We start from the raw sequence: 15,947 nt of genomic DNA on the forward strand, positions 1-15,947 counted from the left end.
ATATATAGATATAATGTCGCTATTAAGAGAAAGATCTCTTAATAATCCTAAGGAAGAATCACAAATTTTTTAGCCTTTAGCCGCTGAGAAGAAGTCATCAGATTCAGATAATAGAGACCGGCTGGTAAGCCTTGAACCCGAATGTGATTCTCTGTCTGATGCATTCGTCGCTTCCGGACGATCTGCCCCAACTGGTTCCGTATTTCATAGCGATCGACCGCTGCAGATGGATCATTTGATTTTGAGTCAAGGTACAGGACCCCTCCCGACACCGGATTGGGAAATAAGTGATAAGGGTTTTCTGAAAATAGATTGTCCCGGTTGGAGGTGATGGTTTGGGAATAGGTGATTTTCATATCATCGACAAAGATACCATCTCTGGCATCCGCCGAAGTAGACACCATATTCCATTTGAAGTAGACCTTTTGTCCCTTATAATTATTCAGTGATATTTTCTCGGTCAGCCATTCCTTCTGAATTCCGGTATACACCGGACTAATATCCCCCTTGTAATCAAAGTTTTCCGTGGTGAGTTGACCGCACAACGGAGTAAAGTTTACCCCATCCGTACTTATGGACAGTTGGGCAAAGTCTTCACCATAGGTGATGTCCCACCGGGCCTTAAAGCTAAGGAAAACTTCTTCCCCTCCGGGAATTTTGTAGCTTTCTGCACTGATGATTGCATTTTCTTCCGCGGTAGCGTACAATCCATTAGGAGAATCTGTAATGGAAGAAGGCGCTGTATAAAAATCACTGGTCGTATTTCCCCATTCGTGTGAAGAAGAACTGGAACGCACCCAGTTCTCGATGTCGGTGGACCGGGCCAGGACATCAATGCCATCATCGCTATTGGAATAAATATAGGTCATGGTATCATTCGTGATTAGGGTACCGTTGTCCAGGGTCATTACGAATTGGACTAACTCTCCATCCTGCATTCCCGACCGCAAATCAATATCCAATTGGTATTCTTCTTTATTCCCTATGCCCAAGGTATATAGTTGTTCATCGTAATCCTTGATATTGTAAGTCAGTGGTGTAATTTTCACCTGAACCGCTATATCTTCGGTGGTCACGGGATACAGGTAATACCGGTACTGCAGTTGATCACCGTGAAATATGGGATCGGAAGAGGGAACCATAAACACAAATCCATGCGGCGCCATAGCCATTCTTAGATTCTGAGTTAATTCTCGGGCACAAAGCATCTGAATTTTGTCTTCCGGCGGCCAGAATCCAAATTCCGCCGGTCCCACTTCCGGTGTCATCGAATAAATTTTATTTTTTGATTGGGTTTCTCCATACATCCAGTCGTCCGTATCTCCGTTTGTCGTATACAGTACGGTTTCCCGGCTGGTTCCATAGCGAATACGCTTCTCGAAACTCAGACCACGCGCCAACGATTGATAAATCTTGTCTTCCATCGTCGGTTCTGACATATATCCCCAGGGATAGATCAGGTAATCGCCAAATGAATGATAATTGAGTGCAGAAAAAATATCGTGATTTTCACAGAACCACTTAACAGCCTGAGTTTCGGGTTCGGAAAAAGCAACTGAACCCCGATACAGGTCAGAGGCCGGATCATCGGATGATCCTGTGCTATTGTACCCCCACTGATACCCGTAATTTCGATTAAGATCAACCCCAAAATTTCCATTTCCTACCGGGCGCCTGTTCTTCCGCCACATCCCTCCGCCTTCCGGTGAGACAGCAGCATTATAAGCATATCCGTCCGGGTTTACGCACGGGATAAAATAGAGTTGTGTATTATCCAAAATATGCTGTACATGGGGATCGGAATGGTAATTCTCCAACAGGTACCACATAAAGTAAACCAACTGGTGCATACTAAGGGGCTCCCGGGCGTGGTGCAATGCTGTATACAACACATTCTTCTTGGCCCCACTTTGGTTTGTGGAACCGGTGATTGCCGTCCACAAAATGGGCCGACCCTCGTAGGTCTTAAACGTCGATACAGGCTGTGCTTTGGTGATCAAATCCGGAAATTTTGCGTGCATATCATCCAATTCAGATTCGAGTTCTTCCAGGGTCAGATACCCCCCCATGGAGCCCAGTTTAAAATTTTGCGGCACAGGCCGGTTGTATTCATCACAGGATGTATTGCGCGAACGGTATTTTATTTCTCGATTCTGTTGTTGATAAAATGTGGTCATGTCCTCGACCAGCACTTCGTACGATAAACCTGAATTATGTAGCTTGTCCAAGCGGGCCGCTAACATTTCCACCACGACTTTATCTCCTTGCTGATGAACGTGATCGGCTTCGATCCAGGGCCGGGCCAATTCATAGTCTGCCTGGGAGAGGGCGATTCTTTTATACACTGAAGCCTGGGAATAAGCAGATACAATTCCTGCCATCATTGCCAGGGAAAACAAAATGAATTTACTGATGGTCATAGGTAGGCTAATTCGGATTTTGGTACGGTTAATAGCTTCGCTGCACAAAGATATTAAATTAAATTAGTATATGAATTATTTTCCGGATCCTTTAATCAACACGAGGGTGGTATAGAACAGTATTTTCAGATCCAATGCAAAAGACCGGTTCTCGATATAGAGAATATCATATTTTAATCGCTGGATCATCTCTTCCACGGTAGACGCATAGCCGTACTTGACTTGCCCCCAGGAGGTAATACCCGGTTTGATACGCAACAAATGCTTGTAGTGGGGAGCCACCTCCATGATTTTATCAATGTAATACTTCCGCTCCGGTCGGGGCCCCACCAGCGACATTTCACCTTTAAGCACATTCCAAAATTGAGGAAGTTCGTCGATCCGCCATTTACGCATCACACTACCCCAGGGCGTACACCGATCATCGCCCTCAAAGGACAATTGCGGACCTGCTTCTTCAGCGTTAACTTTCATCGACCGGAATTTGTAAATATTAAATGGCACACCGCCTTTTCCGATGCGCTCCTGCGTATAAAATATGGGACCTTTGGAAGAGAAACGAACCCGGATCGCAATGTACAGGTACAACCACCAGAAAAGGAGAAATACCAAAACCGATACAGTGATATCAAACACCCGTTTGAGCACCCGTTGCCACCGGGGCATAATCTCCCGTTCAACCTCAATCAAAATCGCACCAAAAACATAATTTAATCGCACCTTCCCCAATAGGATGTCATACAAGTCCGGAATGATCCGGATGGTCAATTGTCCTGAATAATCAAACAATGCATCCAAAACGGTTCGAAGTTTGGTGTATTCGTTGTCTTCCAGTGCGACCAGCCCTTCCTCGATTTGATGACTTTTTATCACTTTATCGATGTCATTTACCCCGCCAAGGTGCTTCAATGAATCGGAAAGCCGGGGATCTGTGGTTCCGTTGATATTGATATAGCCTATAATATTGTACCCCGGATATTCCTTTTGTTCATGTACTTCACGGTAAAGATTCCACGCCCGTTCATTGCTCCCGATAAGTAAAGTGTTAAATGCTACCTGGCCTTTCTGGATCTGATCATGCAGGATGGTCAGATATATGATCCGGGCTATTCCGATGGTTAAGAACTGGGTCAGAAAATAAGAAAGCACCACATCCATACCGGGGGAATCGGCACCCAGAAGCTGGAAGAAATACAGCAACAAAACCCCCAAAATGACATGCCAAAAAGTGCGTGACAGCGTTCGAAACCGTGTCTTCCGATACGGGTCCTGATATTCATCCACAAAAAGAAAGAGAAAAAGCCAAAAGAGGGGAACAATGCTGAAACGAAGCAGATCCAAACTATCGGTTAGATATTCTGCGGCAAATACTTCATAGGAAGATCTGGACCGGTTGAATTGGAACAACAGCCATACTCCGCCACTGATGACAACATCCATGGCCGCATAAAGAATCAATGCTCTGCGCCGGACACTTCTCATGCCATACCACCGTCAGCAGGGTGAGTAAAATCATTTGTTTTTTGTTGACGGGAAACTGCCTTCTGGATTTGCTCCGCCAGTTCCAGTGCTCGAAGCCCATCGTTCAGGGATACCACTTCCGGCGTATTTTCATCAATGGATTGATAAAATGATTCAAACTCTTGCATAATCGCATTGGTTTGGGGTCCTTCGATATGATTGATCGTGATGAATTTTTGACGGTCTCCCATATCCAGAGCCATGGCGTCTTTGCCTTTCTTTTCGTCATCAATCCGGATCACCTGAGATTTTTTGTCAAGAAAATCAATCGAGATATAAGCGTCCGACTGAAACAAGCGCATCTTTCGCATGTTTTTCACAGAAACCCTGGAAGCAGTAACATTGGCCACAGCACCATTCTCAAATTCGATCCGTGCGCTGCAAATATCTTCGGTCGGGCTTATAATATTGAGTCCGTTGGCACGGACATCACGGACCGGTTGATCAATAAAATGCAATAGGATATCCAGATCATGGATCATGAGGTCCTGGATGACAGATACATCCATACTTCGTGGATTGTAGTTGGCCAGACGATGCACTTCGACAAAAGCAGGCTTCAGAATCTCTCCTTCCAGAGCCAGCAGTGCCGGATTAAACCGTTCCACGTGTCCTACTTGTACTTTCACACCTTTTTCCCGGGCGAGTGCCAACAGTTTTCGGGCTTTCTCAGAAGTGTCTGTCACAGGTTTTTCTATAAACACATGCTTTTTCTTTTCCAGTGCTCGCCGGGCTATATCAAAATGCGTCGTCGTGGGGGTCACGATGCTTACTGCCTCCGTCAGATCCAGCAATTGATCCAAATCATCAAACACAGGCACTCCAAATTCTTCACCAACCTTCCGGGCATGATTAGGGTCCGCATCATAAATTCCTACAATTTTATAGTCCGAGATATCTTTTATACACCGTATGTGTATCCTTCCCAGATGTCCGACTCCAATAATCCCTATATTCATGATTTAAGCTATATACGAAAGTATTCCAACGATAATAATCAATACAATGACAACGAACATGGCTACAATGATCCGGATCAGCCACGACCGCGTCTTAATGGCTTTTTCCTGTTCTTGCGAATTCAATTTACCAATAAGATTGGCAAATGTCTTCTGATCCAGCAGATCATTCACCTTGAGTCCGGCTTGCGTAGCAGGCAAACGCTTCACAAACCGCATAAATAAAATGCGGTTTATAATATTCAGAAACAATAGAACGCTGACTAAAAATACGATCGTATAGAAATAATTAAATACCATTATTTTTTAGTGTTTGTAGCGGTTTCGATCGCACGCACTATTCGCTCTACTGCGTCATGTAGCCCGTCTGGATTTTTTCCGCCTGCCGTAGCAAAAAACGGTTGTCCCCCACCCCCGCCACTGATCAAAGGCGCGGCATCGCGGATTAGTTTACCGGCATGGAAATCAAAAATATCGGTCAATGTTTTATCAATGTACACCATCAGCTGGGCTTTTTCTTTCTGCCGGTTCCCGATTACTATCACTGCAGGCGCCAATTTATCACCAAGCTCGTAAACCAGGTTTTTAAGTTGATCTCCGTCCAGGTCCTCCACCTCCTCAGCCACCAGGGCATAGTCATCCTGCCGAATCGCTTTATCCGTCAGTTTCTGCCGCAAATTTTGATTTTGTTCTTGTTGAAAAGCCATTAAATCTGCCGTCAATGAAGCATTCTCCGATAGTAGTTTTTCTATTTGTCCTTTGATATTACCCGTCGAGCGGAAAAGACGCCGAATAGCGTTAAGCTCATTCACCTGGTCTTCCAAAAACTGAACTGCTGCTGTTCCTGTACGGGCTTCAACCCGACGTATTCCTGCTGCCACAGAGCTTTCACTGGTTATCTTAAACAATCGAATCTCACTGGTCCGGTTCACATGGATTCCTCCACAGAGTTCCCGTGAATAATCGGGATCAAAAGTGATCATGCGAACGGTTTCACCATATTTCTCTCCAAATAGCATCATGGCGCCGGCTTTCCTCGCCTCGTCCAAGGCCATTGACCGGTCCTCCTGCAGTGGGATATTTTGACTGATTTTTTCATTTACAATCCGCTCTACTTCTGAAAGTTGTTCTTCACTGATCTTTTCGTAATGACTAAAATCAAAACGCAGGTGGGTTTCTGCGACGAGTGATCCTTTTTGCTGTACGTGTTTTCCCAACACCTGGCGCAATGCAGCATGAAGCAGATGGGTTGCTGAGTGATTGAGTGCAATCCGATGTCTTCGATCGTGATCTACATGCCCGGTCAGATTCTGCGCCGGATCATTAGGCAAACGATCCGTCAGATGTACGATCAGATCATTTTCCCGGACAGTATCCAACACCAGCAAGCGTTCACCATCCTGCATCTGAATCAGCCCCGTATCACCGATCTGTCCACCCCCTTCTGCGTAAAATGGGGTCTGATCCAGTACGATCTGATGAATTGTACTTTTCTTCTTCTCAATGGTACGGTAGCGCAGGATATGCGCTTCCTGAACTTCGGTCTGATCGTAGCCCAAAAACACCGGATCACGATCTGTTTCACGGACGATCGTCCAATCTCCAACCTTTTGGGCAGCATCCTGACGGGACCGTTTTTTTTGTTTTTCCAGTTCCTCCTTAAACCCCGCAATGTCTACATCGAGCTTCATCTCCCGCGCCATTAATTGCGTCAGATCAATCGGAAAACCATAGGTATCATACAACAAAAAGGCATCTTCACCCTGAATCATATTATTTTTTGCTTCGAGCAGGTGAAATCGTTGGATACCTTCCGCCAGGGTCCGGAGAAAACTTTTCTCTTCCTCATAAATCACCTTTGTGATAAACGTTTCCTGAGCTTTCATTTCAGGAAACACAGCTTCAAATTGGGTGGCCAATGTACCGACAAGCTGATGCAACAACGGCTCCTTCCAGTCCAGAAAAGTATAATAATAGCGGACCGCTCTGCGCAGAATGCGCCGAATGACATAGCCCGCCCCAGAGTTACCCGGGATTTGTCCATCCATGATGGTAAACGCCACCGCTCGTAAATGATCAGCAACCACCCGAAAGGTCATATCGACCTTTGCATCGGCTTCATACGAATTGTGATACTGGTGACGAGTTATGGATCCTATTTTATCCAACAAACCAGTAAACACATCCGTTTCGTAGTTGGATGTTTTTCCCTGAATTGCCATGCACAGACGCTCGAAGCCCATACCGGTATCAACATGATTTTTGTCCAGCGACTGAAGTGAACCATCCGACAACCGGTTAAACTGAATAAATACCAGATTCCAGAGTTCCACCACCAGTGGGTGATCTTTATTGATCAATTCCCGTCCGGGCAATTTATCGATATCGGCGTCGCTGCGCAGGTCGATGTGAATCTCAGAACACGGACCACAGGGCCCGGTGTCACCCATTTCCCAAAAATTATCCTTTTTGGAACCTTCCAGGATACGGTCTTCCGGCAGGTACTTCTTCCAGAGATCTTCCGCCTCCTGATCTTTGGTCAATCCATCCCCCTGGTCCCCTTCAAAAACAGTGGCATACAACCGTTCCTGGGGCAATCCATACACCTCTGTCAGCAAATCGAAGGACCAGTCGATAATTTCTTCTTTAAAATAGTCGCCAAATGACCAATTCCCCAGCATTTCAAACATCGTGTGATGGTATCCGTCCACACCGACTTCCTCCAGATCATTGTGCTTGCCGGACACCCGAAGACATTTTTGTGTATCAGCTACGCGCGTATTCTCGATCTTTTTGGTACCGAGAAAATAATCCTTGAATTGATTCATCCCGGCATTGGTGAACAATAATGTCGGATCATTCTTGTTAACAATGGGTGCGGATGGAACAATCTTATGACCTTTGTCCTCAAAGTAGGAAAAAAACCGTTGTCTAATTTCGCCAGAATTCATCAAATGTTAAATTTTTTTATAACGTGAAGTAGTTTGTTAAATTTGTACTTTCGTTTCCCAACTCCGATAATGATTCAACAATTATACCGTTGATCAAAAGTACTATTATTATCGCAATTCGATCTATAAAATGAGTAAAGAACAATTTGTATTTAACCCCGACACTTTACAGTATGACAAAGTTAAAAAATCGGTCTCCAAAACACTTTTAAAAGCGACGGCTTTTTTATTAATTTCCGCGATTACCGGATACTTGTCATTCAATTACCTGGGAACATTTATTCCGGAAATTAAACTGAAAGAACAGCAATTGAGTCAGGAACTTGAGCAGATGAAAGTGAAATTTAATCTGGTCAACGAACGCATGGCTACGCTCAATTCCGTGTTAGAAAACATCCATCAGAGAAATTCCAATATCCATGAGATCCTTTTTGGTACAAAACCCATGGATGATAATGTGTGGAATGGCGGTATCGGCGGACACCGTCAATACGACGAGCTCATTGATTACGACACCAAAGATCTGTTGGTTTCGACACTCAACAATGCCGATGGACTGTCCCGAAAATTGAGCTTACAGTCCATGGCATTGGACAAGCTGGAGACCATGACCCTGGAGCGGGAAAGCAGGCTGAGCTCTACCCCTTCGATCAAACCCGTCCGACAAGATAAACTCGCACGAAAGATCAACTATCTTTCCGGTTTCGGAATGCGGATGCACCCCATCCATAAAATTTTGAAGTTTCACAAAGGAATTGACTTTACCGCACCCGAAGGAACAGAGATTCAAGCTACCGGAGATGGGGTGGTCGAACGGGTAGAAAACAAATCCACGGGGTATGGTCTGAGCATAAAAATAAATCACGGCTACGGATACGAGACCCTGTATGCTCACATGCACAAAATACTGGTCAAAGAAGGTCAGGAAGTGAAAAAAGGAGAAGTCATCGGTCTGATAGGAGATACCGGTACTTCGACGGCACCCCATTTGCATTATGAAGTACACTACAAGGGAAAGGCAGTAAATCCTATTCAGTATGTATTAGATGGGCTCTCTCCTGAAGAATACAGCCAGTTGGTTGAGAAAGCCGCAGAATCCAATAAATCACTCGATTAACACCCTTTGAAATCCGGATCATATCCATAGGCGCCCATTTATGAACTTAGACATCGACAAGCTGACCAAACTATACTACTCCATCGGAGAAGTTGCAGACATGTTCGATGTATCTACATCCTTATTGCGGTACTGGGAAACAGAGTTTCCACAAATCAGTCCGGGAAAAAACCGAAAGGGAGACCGGCGGTATACCACGAAAGATATTCGAAGAATTAAAACCATTTACACGCTCCTGAAGGAAGAAGGATTTACAATCGAAGGTGCAAAAGCAGCCTATAAAAAACGGCAGGAGAAAGAAAAAAATCTGGATGAAATCATCGACCGGTTAAAAAAGGTTCGGTCGGGACTGCGCTCGATGCAGAAAAAATTTAGCACTTAGATTTTACCACTTGCTTGGGGTGTACTACTACTGTACTACCCGCCACTTCCCTGGTCTACCAGCGGCTACTGACTACCGTCTTAGCCCCGAAAATTCACGGCTTTTGATTTACCTACCTGGCGTTGATTATTGTTTTAATGGCAGTTAGACAGGTGCAGATGCAAGGAATGGCTGAATATAGTCGGAGTGCAGCGCAGACCCAAGATGGTAAATCCATCTTTGATGAAGATGAGCGAATGAAGCCTCGGCTTTGTCGGGGCACAAGGGTTCGGTGAACCTTGGATTAGTGAACCAACCTGGCCCCGCCTTGGCTGTGGGAGGGCTCTGTCCCGAGGATAATGCATCATACTAGATTGACGTGGTGAATAAAGTGGGTTAGTGCTTCTTAAAATCCATCAAAGACAAACGTTTTTCACAAAAGTCAAATTCCCGGGGATCATTGGAGGCGACAAAGATGAGTTTACCGGGTCCATACGTGGAGATGAGTTCATGATACCAGTCCACGCCTTGTTGATCTAGGTTTGAGCATGGCTCATCCAGGAACAATGCGGGCACATCAGCACAAATGGTTAGGACCAACCGGACGCGTTGATTCATACCACTACTCAATTCATTGATGTACTTGGATCGATGGGGTTGAAATCGCATCAATTCAATCAGGTCATCATGGGTCAGATCATTTTGGAACTGCTTAACCCGCTGAAACTGCCTGATGATTTCATCGACAGTAAACCGGGGATCAAAATAAAGATGAGGTGAACAATAAGACAAGTATTCATACCAACGATAATCAGGAATTTTTTTATCGTCGTACCTCCATGTGACCACACCACTTGTGGGTTCTGTCATTCCGGACAATATCTGAAGCAAGGTTGATTTTCCGCTCCCGTTATCTCCGAGTACAGCGACCGATTGATCACTTTCAAAGTGGCCGTTCAGCTGCTGGAAAATGGATGTATAATTGTATTCTTTGCTAATATTTTCAGCCTCAATAAGGAGTCCAGGCATGGGCGTTTATCGATTTTTATATCCGCGGATCAGCCCTCGTTCACTATTTTCAATAAAATCCAGAATAGCCTTCTTGTATTCGGAGTCAGGTGCATGCGCACTGATTTGCTCCACAGCCTGACGCACATTGTTGCCTTTTACGTACAAGGTACGGTAGATGTCTTCGATCTCATGAACGGCTTCGGATGAAAACCCACGGCGACGCAGGCCAATCGTATTCACCCCTGAAAACGCCAACGGTTCCCGGGCAGCTTTGATATATGGCGGCACATCTTTTCGCACCAGTGATCCTCCGCCTACAAAGCTATGTGCACCAATCTTCACAAACTGATGGACCGCCGTCAATCCGCCGAGCTGGACAAATGGCTCCAGGTGAATGTGACCAGCAAGATTCACACAATTTGCCAGTACGCAATTGTTATCCAGTATACAATCATGCGCGATGTGTACATAGGCCATTAACAAACAATTATCACCAATCGTGGTCGAACCACCGGCTTCGGTTCCTTTGTTGAGCGTGCAATACTCTCTGATCGTTACATTATCACCAATGATAAGTCGGGTATCTTCACCACTATATTTGAGATCTTGTGGAATAGCACCGAGTACAGCACCCGGAAAAATATTACAGTTTCGGCCTATTTTCACACCATCCATGATGGTCACATGGGAGCCGATCCATGTTCCTTCTCCGATTTCTACATCACCTGCTATGGTTGAAAAAGGATCTACTTTTACATCGCTCCCCAGTTTTGCCGCGGGATGGATAAAGGCATTATCATTCACAATCATGAGTTCTTTCTCTTTTCAATTTTAGCGGTAAAATCACCTTCTGAGACCAATGTGTCCCCCACATACGTTCTTCCGTGCATGTGGCAGAATCCTCTACGAATCGGATGAATCAATTCCATGACCAGGATCAGTGTATCACCCGGGCCAACCATCTTTCGAAATTTGGTGTTATCAATTTTCAAAAAATAAGTATCCCATTTTACATCCTGATTCATCTGTGACAAGGCCAAAATACCGCCAGTTTGGGCCAATGCTTCGACCTGTAAGACCCCCGGAAATATGGGATTGCCTGGAAAATGACCCTGAAAACAGGCTTCATTCATCGTAATATTTTTGATTCCGACCACTTTGTCCGCACTCAGTTCGATGATCTTATCTACCAATAAGAACGGGTAGCGATGCGGCAACATATCCATAATCTCCCGGATATCCTTGACCGGCGTTTGATTTGGATCATAATGTGGAATTTGTTTTTCGTTATTGTTATCCATAGAATGCATTAATTAGATATCTGGCTAAATTATAGTTTCCGGTATGCCCCGGCCGGGTAGCGGATACACGGCCTTGAATACGGAGATTCAGTAAAGATAAATCACCTAATAAATCCAATATCTTGTGCCGGGCCGGTTCATTTTCAAAAAACATAGGCCCATTAATCACATGGTTCCTTATTGAAACGTCCGAACCACCTGAAATGTATTTATTTAAATCTGATTTCACATCTTCTTCGGTCAGATCATCGTCCAGTACCACCAGCGCATTTTTTAGGGACCCGCCCTGAATCATCCCTCCTTTCAGCAGTCCGGCTACTTCACTATACAGGCTAAAAGTCCGTGCTGGTGCAATCTTTTCGGCATAATCATCACCGTATTGCCAATCCGCCTTCATCCCGCCCAACAGCGCATTGTCATATTCTAAAACGGCTTCCAGTTCATACGCTTCACTGGGCGTCAGGTGGTATTCTGCACCGCTGGTATGACAAGTGAATTCCAACGGTTCATCAATGACCAGCACACTCCAGTCATCTCCTTCGTACTCCTCGATTCCAGCTTCATCAATTTTTTTTTGAATTTCTGCTCCACTTCCATCAAGTATCGGAACCTCGGGCCCGTCAATCTTCAGCTCAGCATCGGTGATTCCATTCGCATGAAGAGTAGCCAGTAAATGCTCCACCGTGGAGACTGTGTGTTCGCCATTACCCAACACCGTGCACCGCCGTGTAGAAACCACATTGGCGACATGGCATGGAATGTATCCTTGCTCACCACTGGCCGCATTCTGATAAGAAAAATAAATTCCTTTTTCAGAAAAAGAAGGAAGAACCTCCACTTCGGCATAAACACCCGTATGGATACCAGTTCCTTTAACAGAAAAGTGCGCTCGAAGTGTTTTTCGCATAGGTATGGATTAGATAATTTGGCAAAGATAACAGATTCCACTTGAAAACATATAAAACTGGACGGCTATCTAAGAACTATCTCAGCGCTTCTTGTTCTCCGCGACTGTCTTTTTTAATTGGTGCAAATCCTTATCCATTGCAGGCAATTGCCTGAATATGGCGTACGAACGCATAAAATTTTTGAGCGGCATGGCCGGTGTCCCAAAATAATTGCCACCATCCTTAATATCTGAAATAATCCCCGTTCCTCCTCCTATTTTCAAATTGGATCCGATGCTAATGTGTCCAGCTGTACCGACCTGTCCCCCGATTTGGTTGTTTTCTCCGATATGCGTACTCCCGGAAATACCGGTCTGCGCAGCAATCACGGTATTGCTACCGATCACGACATTGTGCCCAATTTGTATGAGATTATCCAGTTTGACGCCCTGGTGGAGAATCGTCTTACCCATCGAAGCACGGTCGATTACTGTATTGGCGCCGATCTCCACATAATCGCCAATCTCCACGTGACCTATTTGAGGAATTTTGGTGTACTGACCTTTGTCATCTTGTGCAAATCCAAATCCATCGCTGCCAATAACTGCATTCGCATGCAGTACGACATGGTCACCGATCTGGCAACCATGGTATATCTTCACGCCTGGATGGATCCGCACATGGTCCCCGATGTGAACACCAGCGCCGATGTAAACCTGACTCCCAATCTGAGCATGATCACCTATTGACACATCCGCTTCAATGACCGTAAATGCACCGACAAAAGCATCTTTCCCCAGCGTTGCTCCCGCATGAATACTTGCCTGGTTGGATATTTCAGCCGGTTTGGGTTTGTTTTGATCAAAAAATGAAAAAAGTTCAGAAAGCGCCAGATAAACATTTTCCACCCGAAGCAAGGTTGCCGGAACGGGTTTTGAAAGTTGGTAATTCGCATCGATTAATACCGCTGCCGCTTGTGTGGAATAAAGATATTTTTCGTACTTTGGATTGGAAAAAAAAGTAATGGCTCCGCGACCCGCCGTCTCTATTTTATCCGGATGTGTAATCATTTCATCAGGATTTCCTTCCACTTCTGCTTTTATTAGATCAGCAATTTGATGTACCTTTACTTTCATCTTTTTCTCAAACATAAGAAATTGCCATGATAAAAATTGGTACCCGAGGCAGTAAATTAGCACTTTGGCAGGCAAATTATTTTGCATCGCTTCTCCAGGACAACGATATGGAAAGTGAAATAAAGATAATTAAAACCAAAGGGGATGTGGCGAAGAATCTGAGCTTTGACAAAATAGAAGGCAAAGGCTTTTTCACCAAGGAAATCGAAGATGCGCTGTTGAATAAGACGATTGACGTAGCTGTGCACTCACTGAAGGATTTGCCGACACAGAGTCCGGAAGGTCTGGTGACCGCTGGTCTTTCTGACCGGGCCAATCCATCGGATATACTTTTGATCAACCCGGAAAGTTTTGAAAACGATCAACCATTTAAATTGCGAAAAAATGCCGTGGTCGGAACGTCGTCTCAACGCCGAAAAGGACTGATCAAATACTATCGACCGGACGTAGGCATTAAGGATATTCGGGGCAATGTCCCGACCCGGATCAAAAAACTAAGAGAAAAAGAATTCGATGCAATTATTATTGCCCGGGCGGGCGTAGACCGCATCGACGCAGATCTTACGAAACTGGAAACACTGACACTCAACCCCCGGGAATTTGTTCCGGCACCCGGTCAGGGCATCGTCGCCTTTCAGACCCGGGAAGAAAACATAGAACTTCGCAAGACTCTGGGCAAATTAACAGACAAGAAGTTGATTGAAACCACCAACGTGGAACGTAGAATCCTCCAGCAAATGGGCGGCGGATGTCATATGCCCCTGGGTGCCTATTGTGTCAAAGACAACAATGGCTATTTACACGTCTGGGCTTGTTTTGCTGAAGACTGGAAACATCCGTTGCGTTTTGTTCAGTATTCTGCCAGTACCGATCACGAATTAGCAGAAACTATTGTAAAAAAACTCAAGAATGATACTACTATTTGACACCTCAGCGGCGGGGAAACCCAAAAGCTATAAAAAACCATACACCGATACCTTTAACTGGCCACGAATGATTCATATATCCTGGTTGGCTTATGATGATGAAGGGAATCTGGTGGAAGATGAGAACCATTTAATCAAAAACCATGCGCTTGAAATTCCGGAAAAGTCACTTCGTCTGCACAAACTGGATTTAAATCAAATAGAAGAAGAAGGCAAGGACATCGAAGAAGTTCTTAATAAATTTAAAACAGTGGTTGACAAAGCCGAATACATTTTTTCCTTCAATCTCAATTACAATGAGAATGTGGTCGGGGCGGAATACGTGCGGCATGGGATCAATCACCGACTTCATCATTCAGAAAAATATTGCCTCATGCAGGAGTCCACTTATTTTTGCAAGCTGGAAGGAAGAGATGGCCGATACAAGTGGCCGACATTGACTGAATTACACGTCGCCTGCTTTGATGCCGGATACGCCGGTCCGAACAATGCCCGGAACGACGTTCTGGCTACCACGAAATGCTTTAATCACCTCTGGCAACGGGGAGAACTAGATGATATATTTTGAAAACACATATTTTTATTTCGAGAGCCCTGGATCCTGACAGTCCGCTTCGCCAGGTAGAATCCGCCGCAGGGGTCACCCTCATTCATGAATCGTTGATTAGCATTCACCCCAATCCGGTAGACCAATTACCGGTCGCTGACTGGTTCTTTTTTTACAGCAAAAATGGAGTGGAATGCTTTGCAAAGCAATGGGAGCAAAAATGGAAATCCAATCCTAAGATGAAAGACATCCGTTGGGCAGCCATGGGCGAAGGCACTGCAGAGTCACTCAAAGGGTGGGGCATTACCAGCGATTTTGTAGGCCGTGGTGAGGCCGAAGAGATCGCTACCCAATTTCTGGAACACAGTAAGCCCTCAGAATCGGTGGTTTTTTTCCGGGCATCCCATTCCCGCAACAGGCTTTATCAATTAATTTCAGAGCATCGAGACGCCAGTCACATCGTCATCTATGACAACCAATTGATCGAAAAGGAATTTCCTCCGGTAGACATTGGTATTTTTACCAGTGGACGCAACGCCATTGCTTTTTTTGAAAACAATACCGAACCGGAACAGGCCTGCATCGCCATTGGACAACCGACAGCGGATACCCTGCTCACCCTCAATGTTCCCGAAGACAAGATCTACATTGCCGAAACACCTTCAGAGGATGCCCTCTATGATGAACTGAAAAAGGTGCTCAAATTGTAAAATAAAGATATGCATCAGCGATAAGTTGCAAAGCAGAGCGACATAGCGTACCATTAATCAACAGCGCAGCGTCCCAATACCCAAAGCGCCAGCGTCCTAC

At 45.1% G+C, this 15,947-nt stretch carries 16 protein-coding genes; 6 read left to right on the forward strand and 10 right to left on the reverse strand.

What is annotated here, in order from left to right:
• Positions 1 to 47: 47 nt before the first annotated feature.
• From KUV50_RS06940 to alaS, 5 genes are all read right to left on the reverse strand, one after another.
• Entirely contained in the window at positions 48 to 2,420 is a 2,373-nt protein-coding gene (locus tag KUV50_RS06940) for a M14 family zinc carboxypeptidase (RefSeq protein ID WP_222579378.1), read from the reverse strand.
• A 75-nt stretch (positions 2,421 to 2,495) separates the two neighbouring features.
• Entirely contained in the window at positions 2,496 to 3,902 is a 1,407-nt protein-coding gene (locus tag KUV50_RS06945) for a sugar transferase (protein WP_222579379.1), read from the reverse strand.
• Positions 3,899 to 4,900 (reverse strand): Gfo/Idh/MocA family protein, encoded by a 1,002-nt coding sequence (locus KUV50_RS06950; protein ID WP_222579380.1) that lies wholly within the window; start codon positions 4,898 to 4,900, stop codon positions 3,899 to 3,901. The genes KUV50_RS06945 and KUV50_RS06950 overlap by 4 nt, the downstream gene beginning before the upstream one ends.
• 3 nt (positions 4,901 to 4,903) lie before the next feature.
• Positions 4,904 to 5,200 carry a hypothetical protein gene (locus tag KUV50_RS06955; RefSeq protein WP_222579381.1) on the reverse strand — a complete coding sequence of 99 codons (297 nt, stop codon included), beginning with the start codon at positions 5,198 to 5,200 and terminating at the stop codon, positions 4,904 to 4,906.
• Positions 5,200 to 7,851 (reverse strand): alanine--tRNA ligase, encoded by a 2,652-nt coding sequence (gene alaS, locus KUV50_RS06960; RefSeq protein ID WP_222579382.1) that lies wholly within the window; start codon positions 7,849 to 7,851, stop codon positions 5,200 to 5,202. Before alaS ends, KUV50_RS06955 begins: the two co-directional genes overlap by 1 nt.
• Before the next feature lie 130 nt (positions 7,852 to 7,981).
• On the opposite strand from alaS, the gene KUV50_RS06965 reads away from it, so the two are divergent.
• The 3 genes from KUV50_RS06965 (at position 7,982) to KUV50_RS06975 (ending at position 9,625) form a co-directional block, all read left to right on the forward strand.
• A complete protein-coding gene (locus KUV50_RS06965) occupies positions 7,982 to 8,968 on the forward strand; it encodes a M23 family metallopeptidase (RefSeq protein ID WP_222579383.1) in 987 nt (328 codons plus the stop codon).
• A gap of 40 nt (positions 8,969 to 9,008) precedes the next feature.
• A complete protein-coding gene (locus KUV50_RS06970) occupies positions 9,009 to 9,350 on the forward strand; it encodes a MerR family transcriptional regulator (RefSeq protein ID WP_222579384.1) in 342 nt (113 codons plus the stop codon).
• 137 nt (positions 9,351 to 9,487) lie between these two features.
• Positions 9,488 to 9,625, forward strand: coding sequence for a hypothetical protein (locus tag KUV50_RS06975; protein WP_222579385.1), 138 nt, complete (start codon positions 9,488 to 9,490; stop codon positions 9,623 to 9,625).
• A 100-nt stretch (positions 9,626 to 9,725) separates the two neighbouring features.
• Here KUV50_RS06975 and KUV50_RS06980 read toward each other — a convergent pair whose 3' ends face one another.
• The 5 genes from KUV50_RS06980 to lpxD all read right to left on the reverse strand — a co-directional run bounded on the left by KUV50_RS06980 (position 9,726) and on the right by lpxD (position 13,664).
• Entirely contained in the window at positions 9,726 to 10,358 is a 633-nt protein-coding gene (locus KUV50_RS06980) for an ATP-binding cassette domain-containing protein (protein ID WP_222579386.1), read from the reverse strand.
• A gap of 6 nt (positions 10,359 to 10,364) precedes the next feature.
• Complete coding sequence (lpxA, locus tag KUV50_RS06985) at positions 10,365 to 11,150, reverse strand: acyl-ACP--UDP-N-acetylglucosamine O-acyltransferase (protein ID WP_222579387.1); 786 nt, start codon at positions 11,148 to 11,150, stop codon at positions 10,365 to 10,367.
• The gene (fabZ, locus tag KUV50_RS06990) at positions 11,147 to 11,641 is read right to left on the reverse strand and encodes a 3-hydroxyacyl-ACP dehydratase FabZ (protein WP_222579388.1); all 495 of its coding nucleotides are present in this window, start codon (positions 11,639 to 11,641) and stop codon (positions 11,147 to 11,149) included. Before fabZ ends, lpxA begins: the two co-directional genes overlap by 4 nt.
• The gene (locus KUV50_RS06995; RefSeq protein ID WP_222579389.1) at positions 11,634 to 12,548 is read right to left on the reverse strand and encodes a UDP-3-O-acyl-N-acetylglucosamine deacetylase; all 915 of its coding nucleotides are present in this window, start codon (positions 12,546 to 12,548) and stop codon (positions 11,634 to 11,636) included. Before KUV50_RS06995 ends, fabZ begins: the two co-directional genes overlap by 8 nt.
• An 81-nt stretch (positions 12,549 to 12,629) precedes the next feature.
• A complete protein-coding gene (gene lpxD / locus KUV50_RS07000; protein WP_222579390.1) occupies positions 12,630 to 13,664 on the reverse strand; it encodes a UDP-3-O-(3-hydroxymyristoyl)glucosamine N-acyltransferase in 1,035 nt (344 codons plus the stop codon).
• A 26-nt stretch (positions 13,665 to 13,690) separates the two neighbouring features.
• Between lpxD and hemC the strand changes: the two genes are divergently transcribed.
• The 3 genes from hemC to KUV50_RS07015 are packed head-to-tail and all read left to right on the forward strand — an operon-like array spanning position 13,691 to position 15,847.
• Positions 13,691 to 14,590 carry a hydroxymethylbilane synthase gene (gene hemC, locus KUV50_RS07005; protein ID WP_261395032.1) on the forward strand — a complete coding sequence of 300 codons (900 nt, stop codon included), beginning with the start codon at positions 13,691 to 13,693 and terminating at the stop codon, positions 14,588 to 14,590.
• Positions 14,574 to 15,158, forward strand: a complete 585-nt coding sequence (locus tag KUV50_RS07010) for a hypothetical protein (protein WP_222579391.1) — start codon at positions 14,574 to 14,576, stop codon at positions 15,156 to 15,158. Before hemC ends, KUV50_RS07010 begins: the two co-directional genes overlap by 17 nt.
• Positions 15,155 to 15,847, forward strand: a complete 693-nt coding sequence (locus KUV50_RS07015) for a uroporphyrinogen-III synthase (protein ID WP_222579392.1) — start codon at positions 15,155 to 15,157, stop codon at positions 15,845 to 15,847. Before KUV50_RS07010 ends, KUV50_RS07015 begins: the two co-directional genes overlap by 4 nt.
• Positions 15,848 to 15,947 lie beyond the last annotated feature (100 nt).

This window comes from Membranihabitans marinus (assembly GCF_019802045.1).
GTDB classification, from domain to species: Bacteria; Bacteroidota; Bacteroidia; order Chitinophagales; family Saprospiraceae; genus Membranihabitans; species Membranihabitans marinus_A.

Bases quoted from the DNA above. Each gene is read 5' to 3' on its own strand.
- KUV50_RS06940 (WP_222579378.1), bottom strand. From the start codon at position 2,420: ATGACCATCAGTAAATTCATTTTGTTTTCCCTGGCAATGATGGCAGGA.
- KUV50_RS06945 (WP_222579379.1), bottom strand. From the start codon at position 3,902: ATGAGAAGTGTCCGGCGCAGAGCATTGATTCTTTATGCGGCCATGGAT.
- KUV50_RS06950 (WP_222579380.1), bottom strand. From the start codon at position 4,900: ATGAATATAGGGATTATTGGAGTCGGACATCTGGGAAGGATACACATA.
- KUV50_RS06955 (WP_222579381.1), bottom strand. From the start codon at position 5,200: ATGGTATTTAATTATTTCTATACGATCGTATTTTTAGTCAGCGTTCTA.
- alaS (WP_222579382.1), bottom strand. From the start codon at position 7,851: ATGAATTCTGGCGAAATTAGACAACGGTTTTTTTCCTACTTTGAGGAC.
- KUV50_RS06965 (WP_222579383.1), top strand. From the start codon at position 7,982: ATGAGTAAAGAACAATTTGTATTTAACCCCGACACTTTACAGTATGAC.
- KUV50_RS06970 (WP_222579384.1), top strand. From the start codon at position 9,009: ATGAACTTAGACATCGACAAGCTGACCAAACTATACTACTCCATCGGA.
- KUV50_RS06975 (WP_222579385.1), top strand. From the start codon at position 9,488: ATGGCAGTTAGACAGGTGCAGATGCAAGGAATGGCTGAATATAGTCGG.
- KUV50_RS06980 (WP_222579386.1), bottom strand. From the start codon at position 10,358: ATGCCTGGACTCCTTATTGAGGCTGAAAATATTAGCAAAGAATACAAT.
- lpxA (WP_222579387.1), bottom strand. From the start codon at position 11,150: ATGATTGTGAATGATAATGCCTTTATCCATCCCGCGGCAAAACTGGGG.
- fabZ (WP_222579388.1), bottom strand. From the start codon at position 11,641: ATGGATAACAATAACGAAAAACAAATTCCACATTATGATCCAAATCAA.
- KUV50_RS06995 (WP_222579389.1), bottom strand. From the start codon at position 12,548: ATGCGAAAAACACTTCGAGCGCACTTTTCTGTTAAAGGAACTGGTATC.
- lpxD (WP_222579390.1), bottom strand. From the start codon at position 13,664: ATGAAAGTAAAGGTACATCAAATTGCTGATCTAATAAAAGCAGAAGTG.
- hemC (WP_261395032.1), top strand. From the start codon at position 13,691: ATGATAAAAATTGGTACCCGAGGCAGTAAATTAGCACTTTGGCAGGCA.
- KUV50_RS07010 (WP_222579391.1), top strand. From the start codon at position 14,574: ATGATACTACTATTTGACACCTCAGCGGCGGGGAAACCCAAAAGCTAT.